General features: G+C 52.3%; 20 protein-coding genes. 13 read left to right on the forward strand and 7 right to left on the reverse strand.

All coding sequences use genetic code 11. From position 1 onward, the window contains the following. Window position 1: 1 nt before the first annotated feature. From AC5E51_RS06320 to AC5E51_RS06330, 3 genes are read right to left on the reverse strand one after another with little or no spacing between them, the layout of a single operon-like run. Window positions 2-580, reverse strand: a complete 579-nt coding sequence (locus AC5E51_RS06320) for a phage protein Gp27 family protein (RefSeq protein ID WP_491778291.1) — start codon at window positions 578-580, stop codon at window positions 2-4. 1 nt (window position 581) lies between these two features. Next, window positions 582-881, reverse strand: coding sequence for a VpaChn25_0724 family phage protein (locus AC5E51_RS06325; RefSeq protein ID WP_491778292.1), 300 nt, complete (start codon window positions 879-881; stop codon window positions 582-584). After that, the gene (locus tag AC5E51_RS06330; protein ID WP_491778293.1) at window positions 878-1,261 is read right to left on the reverse strand and encodes a DUF2730 family protein; all 384 of its coding nucleotides are present in this window, start codon (window positions 1,259-1,261) and stop codon (window positions 878-880) included. Before AC5E51_RS06330 ends, AC5E51_RS06325 begins: the two co-directional genes overlap by 4 nt. Before the next feature lie 151 nt (window positions 1,262-1,412). Between AC5E51_RS06330 and AC5E51_RS06335 the strand changes: the two genes are divergently transcribed. The 7 genes from AC5E51_RS06335 (at window position 1,413) to AC5E51_RS06365 (ending at window position 4,573) form a co-directional block, all read left to right on the forward strand. Further along, window positions 1,413-1,940: a D-Ala-D-Ala carboxypeptidase family metallohydrolase gene (locus tag AC5E51_RS06335; RefSeq protein WP_491778294.1), complete on the forward strand. Its 528-nt coding sequence runs from the start codon at window positions 1,413-1,415 to the stop codon at window positions 1,938-1,940. Beyond that, window positions 1,937-2,194, forward strand: coding sequence for a hypothetical protein (locus AC5E51_RS06340; protein ID WP_491778295.1), 258 nt, complete (start codon window positions 1,937-1,939; stop codon window positions 2,192-2,194). The genes AC5E51_RS06335 and AC5E51_RS06340 overlap by 4 nt, the downstream gene beginning before the upstream one ends. Then, on the forward strand, window positions 2,191-2,454 hold the full coding sequence (locus tag AC5E51_RS06345; RefSeq protein WP_491778296.1) for a hypothetical protein: 264 nt from the start codon (window positions 2,191-2,193) through the stop codon (window positions 2,452-2,454). Before AC5E51_RS06340 ends, AC5E51_RS06345 begins: the two co-directional genes overlap by 4 nt. 198 nt (window positions 2,455-2,652) lie before the next feature. Beyond that, a complete protein-coding gene (locus tag AC5E51_RS06350; protein ID WP_491778297.1) occupies window positions 2,653-3,408 on the forward strand; it encodes a hypothetical protein in 756 nt (251 codons plus the stop codon). After that, the gene (locus tag AC5E51_RS06355) at window positions 3,405-3,899 is read left to right on the forward strand and encodes a hypothetical protein (RefSeq protein WP_491778298.1); all 495 of its coding nucleotides are present in this window, start codon (window positions 3,405-3,407) and stop codon (window positions 3,897-3,899) included. Before AC5E51_RS06350 ends, AC5E51_RS06355 begins: the two co-directional genes overlap by 4 nt. Further along, entirely contained in the window at window positions 3,892-4,311 is a 420-nt protein-coding gene (locus AC5E51_RS06360) for a hypothetical protein (protein ID WP_491778299.1), read from the forward strand. The genes AC5E51_RS06355 and AC5E51_RS06360 overlap by 8 nt, the downstream gene beginning before the upstream one ends. Next, the gene (locus tag AC5E51_RS06365; RefSeq protein WP_491778300.1) at window positions 4,301-4,573 is read left to right on the forward strand and encodes a hypothetical protein; all 273 of its coding nucleotides are present in this window, start codon (window positions 4,301-4,303) and stop codon (window positions 4,571-4,573) included. Before AC5E51_RS06360 ends, AC5E51_RS06365 begins: the two co-directional genes overlap by 11 nt. A gap of 59 nt (window positions 4,574-4,632) precedes the next feature. Here the strand turns inward: AC5E51_RS06365 and AC5E51_RS06370 are convergent, their stop codons facing one another. The 4 genes from AC5E51_RS06370 to AC5E51_RS06385 form a co-directional block, all read right to left on the reverse strand. After that, the gene (locus AC5E51_RS06370; RefSeq protein WP_491778301.1) at window positions 4,633-5,079 is read right to left on the reverse strand and encodes a hypothetical protein; all 447 of its coding nucleotides are present in this window, start codon (window positions 5,077-5,079) and stop codon (window positions 4,633-4,635) included. 94 nt (window positions 5,080-5,173) lie between these two features. Next, window positions 5,174-5,782: a DUF4124 domain-containing protein gene (locus tag AC5E51_RS06375; RefSeq protein WP_491778302.1), complete on the reverse strand. Its 609-nt coding sequence runs from the start codon at window positions 5,780-5,782 to the stop codon at window positions 5,174-5,176. A 70-nt stretch (window positions 5,783-5,852) separates the two neighbouring features. Further along, window positions 5,853-6,566, reverse strand: coding sequence for a hypothetical protein (locus AC5E51_RS06380; RefSeq protein ID WP_491778303.1), 714 nt, complete (start codon window positions 6,564-6,566; stop codon window positions 5,853-5,855). 53 nt (window positions 6,567-6,619) lie between these two features. Then, the gene (locus tag AC5E51_RS06385) at window positions 6,620-6,985 is read right to left on the reverse strand and encodes a helix-turn-helix domain-containing protein (protein WP_491778304.1); all 366 of its coding nucleotides are present in this window, start codon (window positions 6,983-6,985) and stop codon (window positions 6,620-6,622) included. A 94-nt stretch (window positions 6,986-7,079) separates the two neighbouring features. On the opposite strand from AC5E51_RS06385, the gene AC5E51_RS06390 reads away from it, so the two are divergent. The 6 genes from AC5E51_RS06390 to AC5E51_RS06415 are packed head-to-tail and all read left to right on the forward strand — an operon-like array spanning window position 7,080 to window position 11,570. Further along, complete coding sequence (locus tag AC5E51_RS06390; protein WP_491778305.1) at window positions 7,080-7,295, forward strand: helix-turn-helix domain-containing protein; 216 nt, start codon at window positions 7,080-7,082, stop codon at window positions 7,293-7,295. Between the two features lie 12 nt (window positions 7,296-7,307). Continuing rightward, window positions 7,308-7,511, forward strand: coding sequence for a hypothetical protein (locus tag AC5E51_RS06395; protein WP_491778306.1), 204 nt, complete (start codon window positions 7,308-7,310; stop codon window positions 7,509-7,511). Beyond that, a complete protein-coding gene (locus tag AC5E51_RS06400) occupies window positions 7,508-7,804 on the forward strand; it encodes a helix-turn-helix domain-containing protein (protein WP_491778307.1) in 297 nt (98 codons plus the stop codon). Before AC5E51_RS06395 ends, AC5E51_RS06400 begins: the two co-directional genes overlap by 4 nt. Before the next feature lie 12 nt (window positions 7,805-7,816). Then, window positions 7,817-8,707: a hypothetical protein gene (locus AC5E51_RS06405; protein ID WP_491778308.1), complete on the forward strand. Its 891-nt coding sequence runs from the start codon at window positions 7,817-7,819 to the stop codon at window positions 8,705-8,707. Window positions 8,708-8,709: 2 nt separating this feature from the next. Further along, entirely contained in the window at window positions 8,710-10,437 is a 1,728-nt protein-coding gene (locus AC5E51_RS06410; RefSeq protein ID WP_491778309.1) for a hypothetical protein, read from the forward strand. After that, window positions 10,431-11,570, forward strand: coding sequence for an ExeA family protein (locus AC5E51_RS06415; protein WP_491778310.1), 1,140 nt, complete (start codon window positions 10,431-10,433; stop codon window positions 11,568-11,570). Before AC5E51_RS06410 ends, AC5E51_RS06415 begins: the two co-directional genes overlap by 7 nt. Window position 11,571 lies beyond the last annotated feature (1 nt).

Raw genomic sequence — 11,571 nt, forward strand, 5'->3', positions numbered from 1 at the left:
ATTAAACACCCAGCACTTTGTTACGCCAGAAGGTGACCTGGTCTTCGTCCATGCCTTGTGCCCGCGCAGCGCTTTCTGCATTCTCGGCAGCTTCTTCCAGCGCTTCTTTGCGTGCGGCTTCTTTGATTTTCGCTTCACGAGCGGTGGTTTCGCTGACGGCTTTTTCGAGTTTTTCGTGGGAGTACGACAGGTCTTTAATCATCCGCACCGCGCCCGCGATCACTTCAGGGTCGTGTTCGCCCATCGTGATCTTTTGAATAGCGAGTGACAGATCGATCAAGGAGTTGCGAATAATCTCAGACGTGAGGTTGGCCACTTTGCTTTGCGGGGCTGCCCCCAGCTTACCAATCCAGATCTCGGCCATTTCGCGTGATTCACGGATAGCCTTGCCGACCTGGTCCATGCTGAGTTTGTATCGGTTTACCGCGCTTTTACTGACGGGATCTTCACCCCGCTGTACAAGCAACGCATTAATCTGTTCCGTCGCATCCAGCTGATTAATACGAGGATCACGCAGCAACTCATTCAGTTTTTCAACGATGTCGGGGGCGAGCTGTTTAATAGATGACTGTCGGCCCATATCACACTCCCGGCATGCGTCGAGCAACGCCGGTAACGACCGTTTGACCCAATGCCACATCAAGGCCACGGCTCGTGATTTTTACGACCTTGCCAACGCTCTCAACGTTATCAGATGTGACCAATGCCGCATCACTTAGCCAGTCGATTGTTGAATGCAGCGCTGCGGTACTGATTGCATGCCCCATTGCTGCGAGACCTGACTTCAGCACGGCTTCGTTATGCGAATAGCCGGCGTCCTGTTCTAGCATCTGCAGAATCAGCAGTCGTTGATGCTCTGCGACCAGGTTTCCAAAGCTCATTTGCTTTCTCCTTTCTGACTCAGCAAGTGTTGATATATAACACCCGTTTGATTTGCCATCGCAGATGTCGCGCCCTCCACTTTCGAGAGCGTGCGCGACATGCCATTCATGCGGGTATAAATGTCTTTCAGATCATCATGGCCGGGTTGACCTTTTACTACCGCCTCGACGGTTGATATGCGTTTATCTTGTTCTGTGAGCCTGTCGCGGACATCGGAATCCAGATCGTTAATCGATGACGACAAGGCCTTGGTAAATTCTTCGAAATCAGAACGGCTGACGGTAGCCTGACGAAAACTCCACGCGATCCACAGAAAAAATCCATTCATAATGAGCAGTACGAACGGCCCCCAGGCTTTGAGCTGATCCAGAAATTCCATTGTTAAAATCCGAAAAAGAAAGTAGGGTCAGTTTACGCGTGCCTCCCTCCCGATAATTTTAAAGCCCTTTAAAAGATCGCCCGTCACTGATCGTGCAATATGACCCTATCGATTAATTCAAATCTGAATCAGCAGAGGATGGGGTCATGTAATGCAGCGGATTCAACTTAGTGAAAACTTCTTTCTTGACGAATTCGAGCGCAGCCAGACTGCGGCTCGCTTTGGTATCGATAATTCGGTGAAACTAAACAGTGTGGTATTCAGTAACTTGAAGCGTCTGAGCCGAGACATCCTGCAGCCACTACGTGACCATATCGGCAAGCCGATTACAATTAGCTCCGGATATCGCTCGAAGAAACTAAACAAGAAAATTGGTGGTGCTAAAAAATCACAGCATCTGCACGGCCTTGCTGCGGATATCCATGTTGCAGGAATGAGTGATCTCGAGCTTGCGAATACGATCAGTGCCTTGTTTGCGTATCCTCATGACTTTGACCAGTTGATACTTGAGTTTGGCCAGTGGGTGCATATTTCAGCGCCTGCAAAATGGAACGAAGCCCGAGGCGAGACATACACAGCAGTAAAAGTGCCTCGCTCACTGAGGCGATCAGCGACTGTATATGTGCCGGGAATTTACTCTCAGGACGATGCACTTAAACAAGGAAGGTGGCTGATATGAAAACACTGCCATGCTTGCACGACAGCCGTGGAGCGCGCAGCCACACACTTTTCTTCGTGGCGGTTAGCTGGGCGGTACTTATTATCAAATTCGTGCTCGCTGGGCTAGATACTCCGGTCGGAACCGTACCAGATATGAATGCAGGTGATTTTGGCCTTGCTGTTATCGGCGTACTGGGAATCTGGGTTGGGCGTGAATACACCGAGAAAAATAAACCTCAACTGAATCAACCACCAGAGGACGGCCCACTATGAGTAACTGGGCCAGTCGTTTAGTGGGTTGGCTGGCTGGATTAGGTGCAATCCTGGTCATGTTCTTTCGAGGCCAGACCTTGAAAGAGAAGGCCGAACGAGCCGAAGAACGTGCCGACCAGGCAGAGGCCGCGACCAACACATATCAGCGTATTAACTCGGCACGTACTCAGTTGAAACAACAGCAACAGAACGAGGCACAGGACGATGATGAGGCGTTCAAAACTGGCGATCGCGATCATTTTAATAACAACTGGCGCTAGCGGCTGCACGCACACTGTCTACCAGACAGTACCACTGCCAATCGTCGAGCGACCTCTGTTGCCTGCAATACCGGCGCATGAATTGACGTGCCTATCTAATGATACGTACCAGGTATTGTATCAGCGAGAAAATGCGATTCTGGATTACGCGGAAGAACTCGACGCGATTATTCGTAGCACCCACGTGGAGTACGAATAATGCTGAGGTCGCCATTAGCTAACCCCATGACCACGCCAATGATCAACCCGATACGCACTGGAATATCGAAAATCACCCGCGCCATTATGAACTTCAACGGTACTCAGTATGCGACGTTGAGTGACGACATAGAGTTCCCGGATGCGTTTCGCGTAGAAGCATTAGTGTATTTCGGTGACTGTCCGGAAGGCGCTAGTGTGCGACTCTGGGGAAATGAATCTAAGAATGGCCTTGGTTTCCTGAGTTACTCCCGAGAAAGCGGGAACCTTGTTGCTCGTGATGCGAATAGCTGGATTCAGGTAGCCACCTTATCTTTGGATTATTCAATCCATAGGATCACAGTTAGCAGACCGCCGGGCAGCTCCACAATAACCGTAGAAGTAAATGGAGTTCCTGTAGGTAGTTATTCTTCTGGGGGCTTGTACCGGATTAGATATTTAATGCGAGCGTACGGATCTGATATATCAACTTGGGGCAGCTCAGCAGCCGGTACGATGTTTAGTTTTTTAGCATGGAGTACAGAGACCCCGGATGAGGGTTTTGTCGTTGCCGAATACCGTCTGGATCAGTCTGATACTATTTATCAGCGGAATTATGCGTCCCCGATTGCTGACGAGAATGATCCTGACTGGTCAGGCGCAATTCTCGAAAACACATTACCCGGTGATTGGGAAATTATCACTAAAAAACCTAGCGATGATTTCTGGGTGGGTGACGGAGATAGAGTTATTGAGTACGCAGAGGGCGCGCTATGAGTTTAATGAACGCAGCCGATTTTCCAGATCATAAAATGGTTTCTGTGGTTATGCCGGGCGTTAATTCCGACTACGCGAACCACTCGCCGCTGTCTGTGTTGGATGTTTCTCAGGGCGGCCAGACGTTCACCGTTCACATCTATCGCGGCAAAAAATTCAGCGACGGCGATGGTGAGTCATTTACTCCGCTTGGCTATCTTACGCTTCGAGAGTATCAGCTGTTTAAGCCTCTGCTTGGCGGAATGGATGAGGCTGGCAACGAGATCCCGCGACGTCTGTTTATAGAGTGGCAGAAAATCGACTTTACCATCACGTTTATGCGCAAGCTGGAAAGCAACGAGTTCGATAATGCGGAGATCGCTGCATCTGTGCCTGAGGAAATGACAGACGCTGCAAACCTGGCGATTGAGCTGATATTCGGCCCCACCTGGAACATTAATAACCTACCGACTTACCCCAACAACTCATACGAGGAGATCGCTGATGAGTAATTACTTGCACGGCCTACGGACTGTTTTCTCAGCCCTGGTGTTAATTTTACTGATCGCATTGTCGCTGCTGATCGTGCCAACGACAGCGCCGATCGCTGGCATCATTCTGGTGTGTTTGTATGCACTTCCGCCGACGCGACGATTTGCAAAAAATAAGGCCTATCACTTGTGGCGAGGGTACGACTGCTGGGCGAATGCGTACCTGTGGCATGACAGCAGAGAAACTATCAGCTCGCGTCTCGGTAAATCGTTGCTGCATGGACATCCCGCCGTGTTTGTTTGGCGCACGATCGACCGAGCCGTCGCCTGGTTATTGGATGCGGTCGATCCTGGGCATTGCACGAACGCGATCGACTGGCGCGTTGGTCGGCCTTTCGATTGGCAAACAGGAGGACAGCCCTATGGTCTCTAAGGCATTCACAGGTGCAGCAGATGTCGCCAGCGCAGTAGCAATCAGTATGACCGAGGGAAATTTGTGCCCGGTTGATGTAATTAATGTTCAGAATACTGGTACAGCTGCTGCCCAGGTTCACGTCAAGCTGAGTGGCGCGTCTGATTACTCGGTACTGGAAGGTGAAGTACCAGCTGGAACGCTGGTCATCATTGAAGGTCTGCGAAACGTCGATTCGCTAAAGATTGTGGGCACTAATTCGGCGGGAGTTATTACAGCCTGATCCTTCCGGCGGAGCGCCCGCTCTGCCATCCTCCCGCCACCGCCCCGGAAACGGGGTTTCTATAACAGTTTCATCGCTTCATGAGCTGCAAGAGTGTCAAGGTTGTTAGCTGCGATTCTGAACGATTTAGACGCTTCACTCAGTCTCACCTCGACGTTTGCAGCCGGGTCGGTATCGTTGGTCATGCAGGAGTAGATTTCGTAGGTGGTGCGCAACAACAGTTTTGCATCTTCTTTCATTCCAGGGAAATACAGCAACGCCAGTACGTGTACTCGCCGGGCTGAGGAGCAAAGCACCACGGGCTCTGCACCCTCTATTGCTGCCATGCACCACTCGCTGGAAAGGTGAACGCAGTCAGCCAGTTCTTCCAGTCGCGCCCGAAGCTCTTTGTTGCGTTCCTGGGATTTGTTGAGGCGGGACAGAGCGAGTCCGCCAAATTGTGCGATCGCTACGCCACCGATCGCGGCTGTGGCCGTAAGTAAGCCAGTAATGAGTTGGGTATCCATTCCCGTGGGTTCCTTGTCAATTATTAGTGTGAAAGTTTCTTCGCTTCCTTTGAAATTCTATCCAACAGAGCAGCCATACATTCTTCCAATGACTTCATATCTCACAACGTTCAATTTCTGATAGGGCTGATTTGAAATCAGAGTATTTGATTTTCTGGGTGTCATACTTCTGATCGTACGGCCAGAATCTGAGCCGAACCTGTACATCTTTTGACGTCGAAAGTTGGGATATAAGTAAAGCGCTGATTGTGGGGTCATAGCCTAAGCTATCCTGTCCAATCTTAAAGTTGAACTCCTGGAAACTATTGTCTCCAACCTTAATGCCGAGCCCGGAGATATTGTTGTGGATGAGTGGGTGTTGTTGCTCAGTAGCTACCGCTAAGTATGCTTGGCCTTCAAACTTGAAAATCGCCATACGTGCAAAGACAAAGTCGTTGCGAACCCTACCTACGTAAAATCTCATTGAAGCCGAACATGTTTCTAGTCCTGTCATGGAGTCAGTGGAACGTCGAAAACCCCAACGTCGTGCAGACGAATTATTACTAGGCATTCTGGTTTCTACTTTTTCTACCTCAACCGCCATGCCATTACATGGCATGGCTTGAAACGATTTCTTACCGTTTGCGTCAGTGCACGAATAGTACGAGCCTGCCCAGGCACCGGGGGTTAGTGCGAGCAGTAGTGTGAGAGTAGCAATTTTCATAAGACCTCCTGGTTGTCTATAGTTTGTGCTCTTTAATCACAGCGCCTTGTAATTTCATATCCTTCTCCTTTTAAAGTCTTCCACTGACCGTCGCGATACCATAACCAGCGGTAGATGTTGCTGACTTCACTTTTACGCCGTTCACCCATATTTCTGCAGTAACGTCTCCATATTCGCTTTCATTTTGGGCCGATAAATACAAGCTCTTTCCTGATGGCACTCGCATCCACCAATCCCAATCCAGTCGAACGTTGTGTTGCTCCTGGCCTTCAAGGGCTTCAATATGGATACTGGCATTTAGCGCCGACCCAAGAACGCGATATTCAACAAAATACATCCCCATATCTTTCGCAGCCTGGATCTGTTTGCTTCTTTTTTCAGCAGCTTCACGTTTGGCCGCCAATTCCTGCGTTATAGCTTTAGCCCTGGCTTCTTCAGCTGCTTTCAGGCGTTCAGCGCGTATTCTAATTTCTTCCGCTTGACGCAGTTCTTCTTGAGCCTTCTTTTCTGCCGCCAGTCGGGCGGCTTCTGCTTTACGTTTTTCTTCTACCCTTTCTTTTTGTTTTTCTGAGAGGCACATTTTATCGGCAGTAGTTGCTCTTCCCGATTGAGTCGCCGCTTCATAATATTCCAGCGATCTATCGCACAGCCGACCGTCTGTTTTACTCAGGGCGCTGTTACAGGGCCGGTCCTGAAACACTACGGTGCCACCGTTCTTGCACATATGTGTCTGCGCATGCGCCATAGTTGAAAACAAGAAAAAAATAAAAACTGTTCTGAACATTACTCCTCCGTGAATCCTATTTATAACCCTACATCATTCTACAAAAACCAACATTAAGACGCACTTTTAACCCCCTTGTCTTTATTCAGCAAATCCGGTTGCGTTTTCGCCGCGTTCAGAGCCACCCGGTCGATGGCTTGCTGATCCTCCTGAGCGCAGTGGCGGTAGTTATCCACCAAGGCTGCCTCCCGGCGCGATAGCACTGGCTGTTCAGGTGTTCCACGCTGACCGGTCAGAACGTACATCACATCAACACCAATGGCGGAAACTGCCGTTAAATAGGAGGCGTCTGGCTGGCGGTTACCCTTTTCGTAATTTAGCTGCGCAAGCTTCTTTACTCCGCCAATTTCCCCCATTTCCGACTGGCTTAAGCCAAGACGCTCACGCTCCTCCCGCAGGCGCCCACCAAGATCATTCATAAAAATACCTCAAAACAGCTTGACAGTTATTCGTTTGAATACCAAACTAAACCCAACTTAAGCCAATTAACCAAAACTAAAGCGAGTTTACACCATGAGCAAAGCAGATGCCGCAGCCGTTAAACGCGCCCTCTACGATCAGGGGACAACCCTGAAGGCATGGAGTGATGCGAACGGCTTTAAATACAGCACCGTACTTAACGTGGTTGATCGCCATGCTGGAGGGCATGCAGGCGAGCCTTGGGGCCAAAAGACACGCGCAATTCTTCGTGCTTTGGGTGAAACCATTGATCAGAACTTACTGGCGTAAGGGGGTTGCCGAATGAAAACACCACTTACCTGTAGCCGCTGCGGGTGCCAGCGCCACATCAACGAGCTTAACGGCGTCAACCTCACCGCTACAGGCTGGGATGACGATAGTGCGGCGTATTGCAAGCGCCTGGTCGATTGCAAATCTGCAGAGGCTGAAGAGACGCTGGACTGGCTGATTGATGCGCTGGAAAGCGATGAAGAGGCCGTCGCATGAGCACCCATAAATCTGCCGCTGCGATCCTGACGGTGCTGGATCTGTTACTGCGCCATACGGTTCACGGCCTCACGCCGACCGACGTTGTTAAAGCAACTGGCTACAGCGCCCCGAATGTCTCCCGGTATCTGAAAACACTGGAAGAAACCGGCTGGGCTGAGCGCATTCCAGAGACCAACCGCATTCGCGCCAGCCTCCGCGTCGCACAACGAGCAGTGGCGGTAATGAATGATTTTGACCAGGCGCAGAACCGCTTAATGGAAACCCGCGCCCGTATAACCACCAACCTGTAAGGACTATCGACTATGGCACGTAAACCTAACCCCGATGTATTTGAACACCAGGACAAGGAACCTGTGATTCCTGACAGCGTTGGCGAAGCTGCCAACCGCATGGTGCAGGTGTCGTTTGAACAGCAGGAAAACGCAAAGGCACTGGCGCTGGAGCTGCGCTACGACGGCCCGATGCATCCGGATGCGTTGGAGGCGGGTATCGCTGATGCTCGCTCACGTATCGCCGCTGAGCTGTTTGGTATGGGCGCTCGCTTGTTGCTGTTGAAGGAGCAGTGTGAGCACGGTGAGTTTATGGATCGCGTGGAGCGCCTTGGCCTTGATCACACCCTGGTGAAGCGCACCATGCAAGCAACCATGAAGTTTTCAAATAGTGCGATGTCGCACCATTTAGAAAAGCTCAGCAAATCCAAACTCTTTGAGTTGGTCGTACTCGATGACGAAGAAATCAAAGAGCTGGAGTTCGCCGGATCGGTGCGTGGCATCAGTATCGACGACATCGACCGCATGACAGTCTCCGACCTGCGCAAACAGCTGCGCGATGCTAAGCAGCAGAGTGAAGCCAAAGACAAGCTGCTCGCCAATAAAAACACCCAGATCGACGAGTTGAACACCAAGCTCGACGGCAAATCGTCAAAGCTGGTCGAGCCTGACGAATATCTGCAACGCAGCCTGACCGAAGTCACGACCCTGACACAGCAGATCACGACCACCCTGGGCACGGTATTCCGCAAGGCGCTGGTCGATATTTCTGATCACCACGCGCTGCACGGGGGCGACTCTGATGAGATCACCCACGCTGCATTGTTTCAGATGAAGAAAGAAATCCTCGCTCTGGAAGAAGCGTTCCCGAAAACGGGTGATCGCGACTATCTGGACTTCGAAGCAGGCCAGCCGGAGAGCTGATTATGGCGCTGAATGCAGAAATGCTGGTCGATGCCTGGCGTGATGCACAGCAGGCCGGCCACGGAAAGAAGCAGGCGGTGCTGAGGCGCGCCTGCGAACGGTTTGGGGTGAGCATGGCAACGTTATACCGCGAGTTTGAAGCTGTAGGTTTACAGGTGGGGCGTAAAAAGCGTGCAGATGCAGGCAATGTCGCGCTTACCCGTGACGAGGCGCTGATTCTGAGCGGCTACCTGATGCAGGCTTACCGTAACAACAACAAAAAGATGGGCAGCATCAGTGCTGCCCTGGTAGAGCTGCGCGCCAACGGCATGATACGCGCTGAGCGCATCGACGAAAAAACCGGCGAAGTACTGCTGCTCTCAGATAATGCTTGCGCTCGGGCGCTACGCCACTACGGCCTGCATCCAGATCAGCTGCGCCGTCCAACGCCCGCGAAGGAGTTGCGCTCGCTGCATCCCAATCATGTCTGGGAAATCGACGCCTCAATCAGCGTGCTGTATTACGTGCCAGAGAGTGGCCTGGAAGACATGAACCCTGCCGTGTTTTACAAGAACAAGCCCGGCAACTTCGAAAAAATCAAACGTCAACGCCTGACCCGGTATGTTGTGACCGATCACACCAGTGGCGCGATTTTCGTCTGGTATGTCGCAGGTGGTGAAAGCATAGCCAATCTGGCAGAAAGCCTGTTGGAAGCCATGCGAGAGCGTCAGGGCTGCGCGCTGTACGGCGTACCGACGACTCTGTACTTCGACCCCGGCTCAGCCGCGACTAAGACTTTTCTGCGTTTTCTTGTGGCGCTGGGTATTGATTACCGCATCCACGCCGTACAGAACAGCCGTGCAACCGGGCAGGTTGAGAATGCCCAGAATATCGTCGAGACCTCATTCGAGCGCGGCTTTAAATACTGTGACGTACCCACGATCGACTGGATTAACGAACAAGGCCAGCGCTGGTGTGCCTGGTACAACGCAACCAAGCAGCACAGCCGTCACGGCATGACCCGCCTGAATGCCTGGATGAAAATCACGCAGGCGCAGTTGCGCATTGTTGATATAGATCTGGCTCGCGATCTGCTCACGCAAGAGCCTAAGCCATGCCGCGTAGAAGACACCCTGACGGTGCGCTTTAACAACGCCAGATACGACGTTTCTCAGGTGCCGGGAGTACGCATCCGCGAAAAACTCAACCTGACGATCAATCCGCTAGAGCCGGGCCGGGCCTGGATCGTTCTTTACGATGACGCGGGCAAAGAGATCCTTCACCCGGTCATTGCGGTTGAAATCGACGAATACGGATTCAGAGCAGATGCCCCCGTTATTGGCGAGGCATTTTCAGCCCACGCAGACACCGAGCTGGACGTTAACCGGAAAGAGATCCAGCGCCTGATCTACGAGGTAGACACCGATGACGAAGCCACCGCAGCCGCCAAAGCCAAAAAGCTCCCATTTGGTGGTCGTATTGACCCCTACAAGCACCTCGACGATGTACCACAGGTTGCGGTGTTGCCACGCCGGGGCACCGCACACCTGGTATCAACGCGTGCGATGGCCGAGCGCGAACTGAACCACGTAGAGGCCGCTCAGCTGCTGAAACAGCGTATGCACTGGACTGCGCGCCATTTTGATCTGCTGGCCAGTCGCTACCCCGACAACCGTATTCCTGAATCGCACATCGACGCGCTGTTGAGCGAATGGAATGCCGACACCAAGGCCGGAGGCTCTTCATGCTGAGTAACTTAATTAAGGCGCTGCACGGCCTGAGCGTGACGCGTAAAGCCGTCGCTGACGCGATCGGTATCAGCCGCCCTGCGATGAGCGCTATTTGTAATCACGGAATCTGGCCAGCAGGCCGGAAGGAAGAACTGCAACAAAGCATCCATGCGTTGTTGCGTGAATCAGGTGCCAGCGCTGCAACGCTGGCTGTCCTGTTCGAAACCACCACCACTGATGAATCGAAGGACCACGACATGTTACTACGAAAACAGCCGCTGTACCCAGCCACCCGTAAGCACTTCGCGTTGTTCGCTGACCCGTTTGGTGAACTGACCGACGCTAACCAGGTATTCGATGCCGCACCCGATGTTAAGTACGTTCGCCTGGCATTAGCGCAAACGCTAACCAGCGAGCGCTTTATCGCTGTGTGCGGTGAATCGGGCGCGGGCAAGTCAACTCTGCGTCGCGACCTGATGGACCGCGTAATGCGCGAAGAGCTGCCGGTCGTTGTGATAGAGCCCTACGTTCTGGGTCTGGAGGATAACGACAAAAAAGGCAAAACCCTGAAGGCCACGGATATCGCCGCCGCGATCATCCGTACCGTTGACCCACAAGCCCGGATTCGCCAGACCGCCGAGGCGCGTTACAAGCAGCTGCACGACGTACTGCGTGAATCACGCCGTGCCGGGCATCGCCATATTCTGATTATTGAAGAGGCACATGGCCTGAGCATCCCGACGCTGAAGCACCTGAAACGATTTTTTGAACTGGAAGACGGCTTCAACAAGCTGCTGAGTATTGTGCTGATCGGTCAGACGGAACTGACCCAGAAGCTGGCAGAAAACCGCCCAGAAGTGCGCGAAGTAGTCCAGCGCATTGAGATGATCACGCTGGAGCCGCTGAACAATCAGCTTGAAGCGTACATCGCCCACCGCCTGGAGAACGCAGGAAAACGCGTCAGTGACCTGTTTGACGGCAACGCCATCGACGCGCTGCGCGCCAAACTGACCGTGCCTGGTCGGCAGAAATCCAGCACGCCTATCAGCCTGCTTTACCCGCTCGCGGTCGGTAATCAGATCACGGCAGCCATGAACGAGGCCGCAGCCCTGGGCGTACCGAAAATCACCGCCGACGTGATTAAAGCGGTTTAAG

This window comes from Thalassolituus sp., assembly GCF_984348125.1.

Coding starts and splice junctions, on each gene's coding strand:
- AC5E51_RS06320 (WP_491778291.1), bottom strand. CDS start 580: ATGGGCCGACAGTCATCTATTAAACAGCTCGCCCCCGACATCGTTGAA.
- AC5E51_RS06325 (WP_491778292.1), bottom strand. CDS start 881: ATGAGCTTTGGAAACCTGGTCGCAGAGCATCAACGACTGCTGATTCTG.
- AC5E51_RS06330 (WP_491778293.1), bottom strand. CDS start 1,261: ATGGAATTTCTGGATCAGCTCAAAGCCTGGGGGCCGTTCGTACTGCTC.
- AC5E51_RS06335 (WP_491778294.1), top strand. CDS start 1,413: ATGCAGCGGATTCAACTTAGTGAAAACTTCTTTCTTGACGAATTCGAG.
- AC5E51_RS06340 (WP_491778295.1), top strand. CDS start 1,937: ATGAAAACACTGCCATGCTTGCACGACAGCCGTGGAGCGCGCAGCCAC.
- AC5E51_RS06345 (WP_491778296.1), top strand. CDS start 2,191: ATGAGTAACTGGGCCAGTCGTTTAGTGGGTTGGCTGGCTGGATTAGGT.
- AC5E51_RS06350 (WP_491778297.1), top strand. CDS start 2,653: ATGCTGAGGTCGCCATTAGCTAACCCCATGACCACGCCAATGATCAAC.
- AC5E51_RS06355 (WP_491778298.1), top strand. CDS start 3,405: ATGAGTTTAATGAACGCAGCCGATTTTCCAGATCATAAAATGGTTTCT.
- AC5E51_RS06360 (WP_491778299.1), top strand. CDS start 3,892: ATGAGTAATTACTTGCACGGCCTACGGACTGTTTTCTCAGCCCTGGTG.
- AC5E51_RS06365 (WP_491778300.1), top strand. CDS start 4,301: ATGGTCTCTAAGGCATTCACAGGTGCAGCAGATGTCGCCAGCGCAGTA.
- AC5E51_RS06370 (WP_491778301.1), bottom strand. CDS start 5,079: ATGGATACCCAACTCATTACTGGCTTACTTACGGCCACAGCCGCGATC.
- AC5E51_RS06375 (WP_491778302.1), bottom strand. CDS start 5,782: ATGAAAATTGCTACTCTCACACTACTGCTCGCACTAACCCCCGGTGCC.
- AC5E51_RS06380 (WP_491778303.1), bottom strand. CDS start 6,566: ATGTTCAGAACAGTTTTTATTTTTTTCTTGTTTTCAACTATGGCGCAT.
- AC5E51_RS06385 (WP_491778304.1), bottom strand. CDS start 6,985: ATGAATGATCTTGGTGGGCGCCTGCGGGAGGAGCGTGAGCGTCTTGGC.
- AC5E51_RS06390 (WP_491778305.1), top strand. CDS start 7,080: ATGAGCAAAGCAGATGCCGCAGCCGTTAAACGCGCCCTCTACGATCAG.
- AC5E51_RS06395 (WP_491778306.1), top strand. CDS start 7,308: ATGAAAACACCACTTACCTGTAGCCGCTGCGGGTGCCAGCGCCACATC.
- AC5E51_RS06400 (WP_491778307.1), top strand. CDS start 7,508: ATGAGCACCCATAAATCTGCCGCTGCGATCCTGACGGTGCTGGATCTG.
- AC5E51_RS06405 (WP_491778308.1), top strand. CDS start 7,817: ATGGCACGTAAACCTAACCCCGATGTATTTGAACACCAGGACAAGGAA.
- AC5E51_RS06410 (WP_491778309.1), top strand. CDS start 8,710: ATGGCGCTGAATGCAGAAATGCTGGTCGATGCCTGGCGTGATGCACAG.
- AC5E51_RS06415 (WP_491778310.1), top strand. CDS start 10,431: ATGCTGAGTAACTTAATTAAGGCGCTGCACGGCCTGAGCGTGACGCGT.